Annotated in this window: 8 protein-coding genes and 1 pseudogene; all 9 read left to right on the top strand. The window is 68.5% G+C overall.

Annotation, left to right across the window (positions count from 1 at the left end):
- A pseudogene (locus H5J31_RS39195) lies at window positions 1-217 on the top strand (hypothetical protein); the annotation flags it as partial.
- Window positions 214-966 (top strand): ESX secretion-associated protein EspG, encoded by a 753-nt coding sequence (locus tag H5J31_RS39190; RefSeq protein ID WP_181777711.1) that lies wholly within the window; start codon window positions 214-216, stop codon window positions 964-966. The pseudogene H5J31_RS39195 and the gene H5J31_RS39190, both read left to right, overlap by 4 nt.
- Window positions 967-1016: 50 nt before the next feature.
- Complete coding sequence (locus H5J31_RS39185) at window positions 1017-1544, top strand: YbaB/EbfC family nucleoid-associated protein (protein WP_181777710.1); 528 nt, start codon at window positions 1017-1019, stop codon at window positions 1542-1544.
- The gene (locus H5J31_RS39180) at window positions 1541-1864 is read left to right on the top strand and encodes a type VII secretion target (RefSeq protein WP_181777709.1); all 324 of its coding nucleotides are present in this window, start codon (window positions 1541-1543) and stop codon (window positions 1862-1864) included. The genes H5J31_RS39185 and H5J31_RS39180 overlap by 4 nt, the downstream gene beginning before the upstream one ends.
- Window positions 1861-2916 carry a WXG100 family type VII secretion target gene (locus tag H5J31_RS39175; protein WP_181777708.1) on the top strand — a complete coding sequence of 352 codons (1056 nt, stop codon included), beginning with the start codon at window positions 1861-1863 and terminating at the stop codon, window positions 2914-2916. The genes H5J31_RS39180 and H5J31_RS39175 overlap by 4 nt, the downstream gene beginning before the upstream one ends.
- Window positions 2909-3481, top strand: a complete 573-nt coding sequence (locus H5J31_RS39170; RefSeq protein WP_181777707.1) for a DUF6346 domain-containing protein — start codon at window positions 2909-2911, stop codon at window positions 3479-3481. Before H5J31_RS39175 ends, H5J31_RS39170 begins: the two co-directional genes overlap by 8 nt.
- Before the next feature lie 470 nt (window positions 3482-3951).
- The gene (mraZ, locus tag H5J31_RS39165; protein ID WP_181777706.1) at window positions 3952-4383 is read left to right on the top strand and encodes a division/cell wall cluster transcriptional repressor MraZ; all 432 of its coding nucleotides are present in this window, start codon (window positions 3952-3954) and stop codon (window positions 4381-4383) included.
- Window positions 4384-4587: 204 nt separating this feature from the next.
- Window positions 4588-5547, top strand: a complete 960-nt coding sequence (gene rsmH / locus H5J31_RS39160) for a 16S rRNA (cytosine(1402)-N(4))-methyltransferase RsmH (RefSeq protein WP_181777705.1) — start codon at window positions 4588-4590, stop codon at window positions 5545-5547.
- Window positions 5544-6154: hypothetical protein (locus tag H5J31_RS39155; RefSeq protein ID WP_181777704.1), on the top strand; the 611-nt coding region annotated here is incomplete at its 3' end. The genes rsmH and H5J31_RS39155, both read left to right, overlap by 4 nt.

The raw sequence follows: 6154 nt of genomic DNA, 5'->3' as shown, positions 1-6154 counted from the left end.
GCCAACGCACCGGAGAACACATCAGAGTCCACAAAGGATCGCGGGCGGGAACCTGCTGGCCCTCGCCGCGCTCGCCGACGAGATGGAAGCCCGGCACGCCGAGGCGGAAGAGGCCAGGCGCAAGGCCGTCGACGTGATGAACAACCGCGACGCCGCCCTCCACTCGCTGACCCCCAAGGTCTCCTTCGGGAAACCGCCCGAGCTGGGGCGGTCTTGATCCGGGTCTCCGCCTCCGCGTTCGACGTCCTCTGGTCCGACCTCGGCCACGCCGCGCCGCCGTGGCCGCTGTCCGTTCGCAGTGTGGGCGGCACGGAGGCGGAACGCGCCGAGATCCGCGGCGCGGTCTACGAAAACCTCACCGAACGTGGCCTTTATGACGGGGACCGGCTGGACGACGCCCTCGAAGCCCGGCTGGACCTGCTCGCGAAGGCCGAGGTCTATGTCGAATGCGAAGCGCTCGCGGACATGACGGCCGAGGCCCCGTTCCGTGCCGTGGCGGCCGCGCGCGGCCGCCACGGCGTACTGGCCACGCAACCCGAGCAGACCATCGCGCTCCACGGGATCAGCGACAGCGAGGTGTTCACCGCGATCGTCGGCGTCCTGCCGGAGATGCGGCCGGGCCCGGGCTACGGGATCAGCCTGCCCGCGGCGCGGTTCGACGGGAAGCTGGACGATCCGGTCTTCGGTGAGAGCGGCCGATCGTCCGCTTCGGACAGTCAGCTCCGCGAGGTGCTCGCCATCCAGGCGCGGCCGGTCTACAGCGCCGGCCAGTTCACCGTGCGGACGCGCGGCCGCGACGGGAAGTCACGACGGGCGGGCGGACTGACCTGGTTCGACACCGACGTCGGCGCGTACTGCGCGGTGCGGAGCGAGGGACGCGGCGGTCAGGCCTGGGTGAACGTGTCCCCTGTGGATGGTCCCCGGCTCGCCGCGCGGTTGGCCGCGCTCCTCGATCCGGACCGCTAGCCTGTTTCACGAGTCGATCGCCCGAGGGGGGCTTTCGGGGAGGGGTTTCGATGAGCGTGCCGTTCGGTGGGCAGGTCCGCGATCCGCGGGAATGGATGCGCGAACAGGAACAGCGCAGTGCCGCCCTGCTGGCGAAGGCGGAGCAGGCGAAGTCCGATCTGGAGAACAACGTCGTCACCTTGAGCAGCCCCGACAGGCTGGTCACGGTGACCGTCAACCCCGGTGGTGGCCTGACGTCGCTCGCGCTGTCCCCGCAGGCGCAGGAACGGCCGCCCGCCCAGCTCGCGTCACTGATCATGAGCACCTACCGCAAGGCGACGGAGCGGGCCGCGGACCGGACGCTGGAGATCATGGCCGGGCTGACCGGCGAGGACTCCGACGCCGTCGAGTTCATCAAGAGCACCCTGCCGCCGCGGGAAGAACCGCCGTCCACTCCGGAACCGGACGACTCCGCACGCTTCGGCGTCCCCTCGGAACCGCCTCCCGCGCCGCCCGCGAAACCCCGGCCGTCCCGTCCCGTGTCCGATGACGACGACGGCGAAGACTTCCAGCACGTCGACTGGACCGGGCGCTCATGAGCGGGCCGGGATACGGCGTCTCGCCGGAAGGCCTCAAGGCCCACGCGGACCAGGTCGCCGACCTCGCCGCCCGCATCCGCAAGGCCTCCGCGGCCGCCGACCAGGTCGGCATGGGTGGCTTCGCGGGCTACGGCCTGCTGTGCGCGGTGCCCGTCGGCGGGGTCCTGCAACTCGCCCAAGGCGACAACGACGAGCTGATGACCAGCGCGGCGAACCTCGGCGACGCGTTGTCCGACGCCCTGAAGAAGGCGGCCACGGACTACACGAAGATCGACGACGACGCGGCGCAGCTCAACCGGGATCTGGGGAAGAAGCTGTGAGCGAGGATCTGGTCGCGCAGAAGGAAGAGGAGAAGAAGTACCTCAAGGGAGCCGGTCTCGGCGACAGTATCGAGGGCCTGGCCGGAAACCTGGCCAAGGGACCCGAGGATCTCGACGCGTTCGCGCTCGCGATGGACGGGGTCTCGATCGGCCTGGACATGCTGTCGATGGTCCTGAACCCGCTCGGTGAGCTGGTGAAGGCCGGCGTCGGGTGGCTGATGGAGAATCTCGACTTCATCCGGGAACCGCTGGAGATCCTCACCGGGGATCCGGATCTGGTCCAGCAGGCCGCGCAGACCTGGAACAACATCGCCATCGAACTCGAGGCCGTGGCCGGCGACTATGAGGGGTCACTGAGCACGACGTCCGGTTGGGACGGTGACGCGGCCATCGCCTACCGCCGGGTCGCGCTGCAGTACACCCAGTCTTTACGAGACGTCGCCGCCGAAGCGAAGGACTCGGCGCAGTGGATCACCACCGGCGGCATGGTGGTGGCCACCGCGCGGGCGTTGGTCTTCGACATCATCGCCACCTTCATCAGCGACGTGATCACCCGGGCGCTGCTCGCGCTGGCCTCGTCGTGGTTCACCCTCGGCGGCTCCGTCGCGGCTTTCACCGCGAGCATCTTCGCCGACGCGGTCAAGGTCATGGCGAAGATCCAAAAGAAGATCGGCAAGCTGCTGAGCGCCATCCAGCGGTTCGTCAAACGGTTCGAAGGATCGAGCGACCGGGCCAGGGAAGCGGCGCGAACGCTGGGACGTAAGGCTTCGGACCTCGGTCGCGAGGCCAATCAGGCGATCAAGGCCAGCGACAGGACACTGGACGGGTTCAGCAAGGCCGACAATCTCAAGTACCTCCGTGGTGCGAAGGACCGGATGGAGAACACCGTCGCGGGCAAGATCGCCGACAACACCGGTCTCAAGGTCGCCAAGGAAGCCGGCAAGACGGCCGCCGAGAACCGCGCTCAGTACGACGGTGGTTCGGCCGAAGCGGGCCGGATCTCACCACCCAACAGCGGCCGGATCAGCGGTTCGCTCGACGACGATGACTGAGCCGGCCGAGCGGGAAGGGAAGCGAAGTGGCCGCTTCAGCCTGAAGGTCCTCACCGGTGTCGTGTTCGCGGTAGTGGTCGTGTGGTTCATGGCCTCACTCGGCGTCGCTCTCGGAGTGCGCGGTGAGGAGACGGTGGAACGGTTCGGTGTGGCCCACATCCAGGACTGCGAACGGAGTGCGACGAGGTTCTGGTTGGTCCATGCCTGTCGCGCGGAAGTGACGTGGGACCGGGAAGTACGAGGGAAGGCGCTGGTCACTTCCGCGACCGTCGCTTCGGCTTCGGAACTGTCGGGCGACGTGGACGTCGTGTCCATGGAATCGGTCGGTCGCCGCGGAACGCTTCACTACACCACGCTCCCGGCGGACCGCCCGCAGCCGCCGTTCTCGTTCGGCTGGCTGCTGTTCTTCCTCTTCGTGAGCGCGATTCCCGGCTTCGTCGCCGGCTGGTTCGCCGGAAAGGGCATCGGCGGGCTCCTGCCGGAACCGAAGGAGAAGCCCAAGGACTGGCGCGGCGTCGGCCGGCGCGACGCGCCCGGCACGAACGGCCGTCGCCGCAAACGCTGAGTGGGGAGTCCGGTTAGGACGGCCGGGATACCTGGGATGAACCCACGACGGCCTCGTGAGTGGTAAGGACGGTTCTAACCGTCCTTACCACTCACGACCCCTGATCGTTCCGACGCTCCACTGTGTCCCCCGCGTTCCCCACTTCCCCCACCGCTCCACACCGGATTCCCCACTTTCGCCCCCAATTCGCCCCACGGCAGGGTTCCGGCTGCCGTTTTCCGGACGCATCAGGCATAGATGAGGTTGCTTCGATACCCGCCCAGGGGGATCTTGGCCACCGTCCCCCACCACGCCCCCACCAGGCCCCACCGAGCTGACCAGCGAAAACGTCTGACACGACGGAGTGGTGGCGGCTTTTGTCGCGTTGACTGTGGTGAAAAGTGGGGTACGGTGGTGCGCAGTGGGGCAGTAGGGAGCCCCGTGACCGGCCTTGGTTGTTCGCAGCCGAAGTCGGTAGGGAGGTGGAGCCGATGTTCCTCGGCACCCACACCCCGAAACTGGACGACAAAGGGCGGCTCACGCTGCCCGCGAAGTTCCGCGACGCGCTCGCCGGTGGGCTGATGGTCACCAAGGGGCAGGATCACTGCCTCTTCGTCTTTCCCCGGGCCGAGTTCGAGCAGATGGCGAGGAAGGTCGCCGACGCCCCGTTCACGAACGAGGCGGTCCGGGCCTACCAGCGTTATCTCTTCGCCGGGACGGACGAACAACGCCCGGACGGGCAAGGACGCGTCGCTATCGCGCCCGAGCTCCGACGCTACGCCGGGTTGAACAAGGAGTGCGTGGTGATCGGGGCGATCACCAGGTTGGAGATCTGGGATGCCCAAGCGTGGCAGGGCTACCTGGACGAACACGAGGACAGCTACGCGAAGGCTCGAGAGGAAGTTCTGCCGGGCGTCTTCTAGACGTGACCGAGGAAGCACCCACGCCGTCGGGGGGCGCGGGTTCACGCTTCGGGCACGCCGGGAAACGTCCACACGGATGCCGTGAGGCCTCTGTCCGCTCAGTGGCCCTGGTACACCTTCCCCGGTACCAGGTCAGCAGGCGGGCGGACAGGGACCTGACGGCATCCGGCATCTTCCCCGGCACTACAGGAAAGGGGGGAAGACATGGCGAACGAACACGAGCACGTCCCGGTGCTGCTGGACCGCATCGTCGAACTGTTCGAGCCGGTCTTCTCCGGCCGCGAAGCCGTGCTGGTCGACGCGACAGTCGGGCTCGGCGGTCATTCCGACGCGCTGCTCACAGCCTTCCCCTCGTTGCGCCTGGTCGCACTCGATCGTGACCCCAACGCGCTGGAACTCTCCGCGAAACGCCTTGCCCCGCATGGTGATCGCGTCGACTTCGTGCACGCCGTCTACGACGAGATGCCGTCCGCGCTCGAAGGTCTCGGACTGTCCAGAGTGGACGGGATCCTCTTCGACCTCGGCGTTTCCTCCATGCAGCTGGACCGCTCCGAGCGTGGTTTCGCCTACTCGAAGGATTCCCCGCTCGACATGCGGATGGACCCGACCACCGGGATCACCGCGGCCGACGTGCTCAACACCTACGGCCCGGGCGAGCTGATCCGGATCCTGCGTGACTACGGCGAGGAACGATTCGCCCAGCGGATCGTCAAAGCCGTTGTGGCCGAACGGGAGAAGGAACCCTTCACGCGCAGCGGACGGCTGGTGGAACTGCTCTACGACGCGGTCCCCGCGGCGAGCAGGCGCACTGGCGGGCATCCCGCGAAGCGTACTTTCCAGGCGTTGCGGATCGAGGTCAACGGTGAACTGGAGGTGCTGCGGCGCGCGATGCCGCGGGCGCTGTCCTGCCTCGCCGTCGGCGGCCGCATCGTCGTCGAGTCCTATCAGTCCCTTGAGGACCGCCTGGTCAAACAGGCCCTCGCGGAACTGGCGAAATCCCGGACCCCGGAAGGGCTTCCGGTGGAACTGCCGGGCCACGGCCCGGAACTGAAACTGCTCACCAGAGGGGCCGAGAAGGCCGGCGAGGCGGAGACCGAACAGAACCCACGGGCCGCCTCCGTGCGGCTGCGAGCCGCCGAACGGATCGGAGACCGAGCACGATGACCGCTCCCGCGAAGTCCCGCGGCCGCCGGGGTGCACCGGCGCCCGGACGGCGTGCCCGCGCGACCAGCACGGTCGACGAGACGCCGGACACCGCCGCACCGGAGACCACCAAGCCGACCCGCGCCTCCCGTGGCCGGACGTCGGCGGCCGAACGCGCCTACGCCCGCCGCGCCCAGCGCGCCGATCTGTTGCAGCGCGACCAGCAGCGCAACCGTCCCGACGCCGAAGGCGGCGCGGGCAAGGAAGAGCCGAAGAAGAAGCTCAAGCTGCGCTGGCCGCGCTCCCGCGCGTCCTTCGTGCTGCTGATGATGGGCATGCTGGCCGTCGGCGTGGCGACCACGTTGTGGCTGACCACGCAGGCCATCGCCGATTCGTACCGCCTGGAACAACTGCGCACGGCCAACGCCGGGCTCGCCGAGGCGAAGGAACGGCTGCAGCGCGAGGTCGCGAAGGCCGAGTCGCCCGCTTCGCTGGCACCCAAGGCCAGGGAACTGGGTATGGTGCCCGGCGGCGACCCCGCGCACCTCGTGGTCGGCCCGGACGGACAGTCCACTGTGGTCGGTGAGCCGAAGAAGGCCGAAGCGGACGCGCCCCCGATCCCCACCGC

Origin of the sequence: Amycolatopsis pittospori, assembly GCF_013870525.1 — a bacterium.
GTDB lineage: Bacteria > Actinomycetota > Actinomycetes > Mycobacteriales > Pseudonocardiaceae > Amycolatopsis > Amycolatopsis pittospori.
Note: the sequence above shows the minus strand (reverse complement) of the source record. Positions and strands in the feature narration are given on the sequence as shown.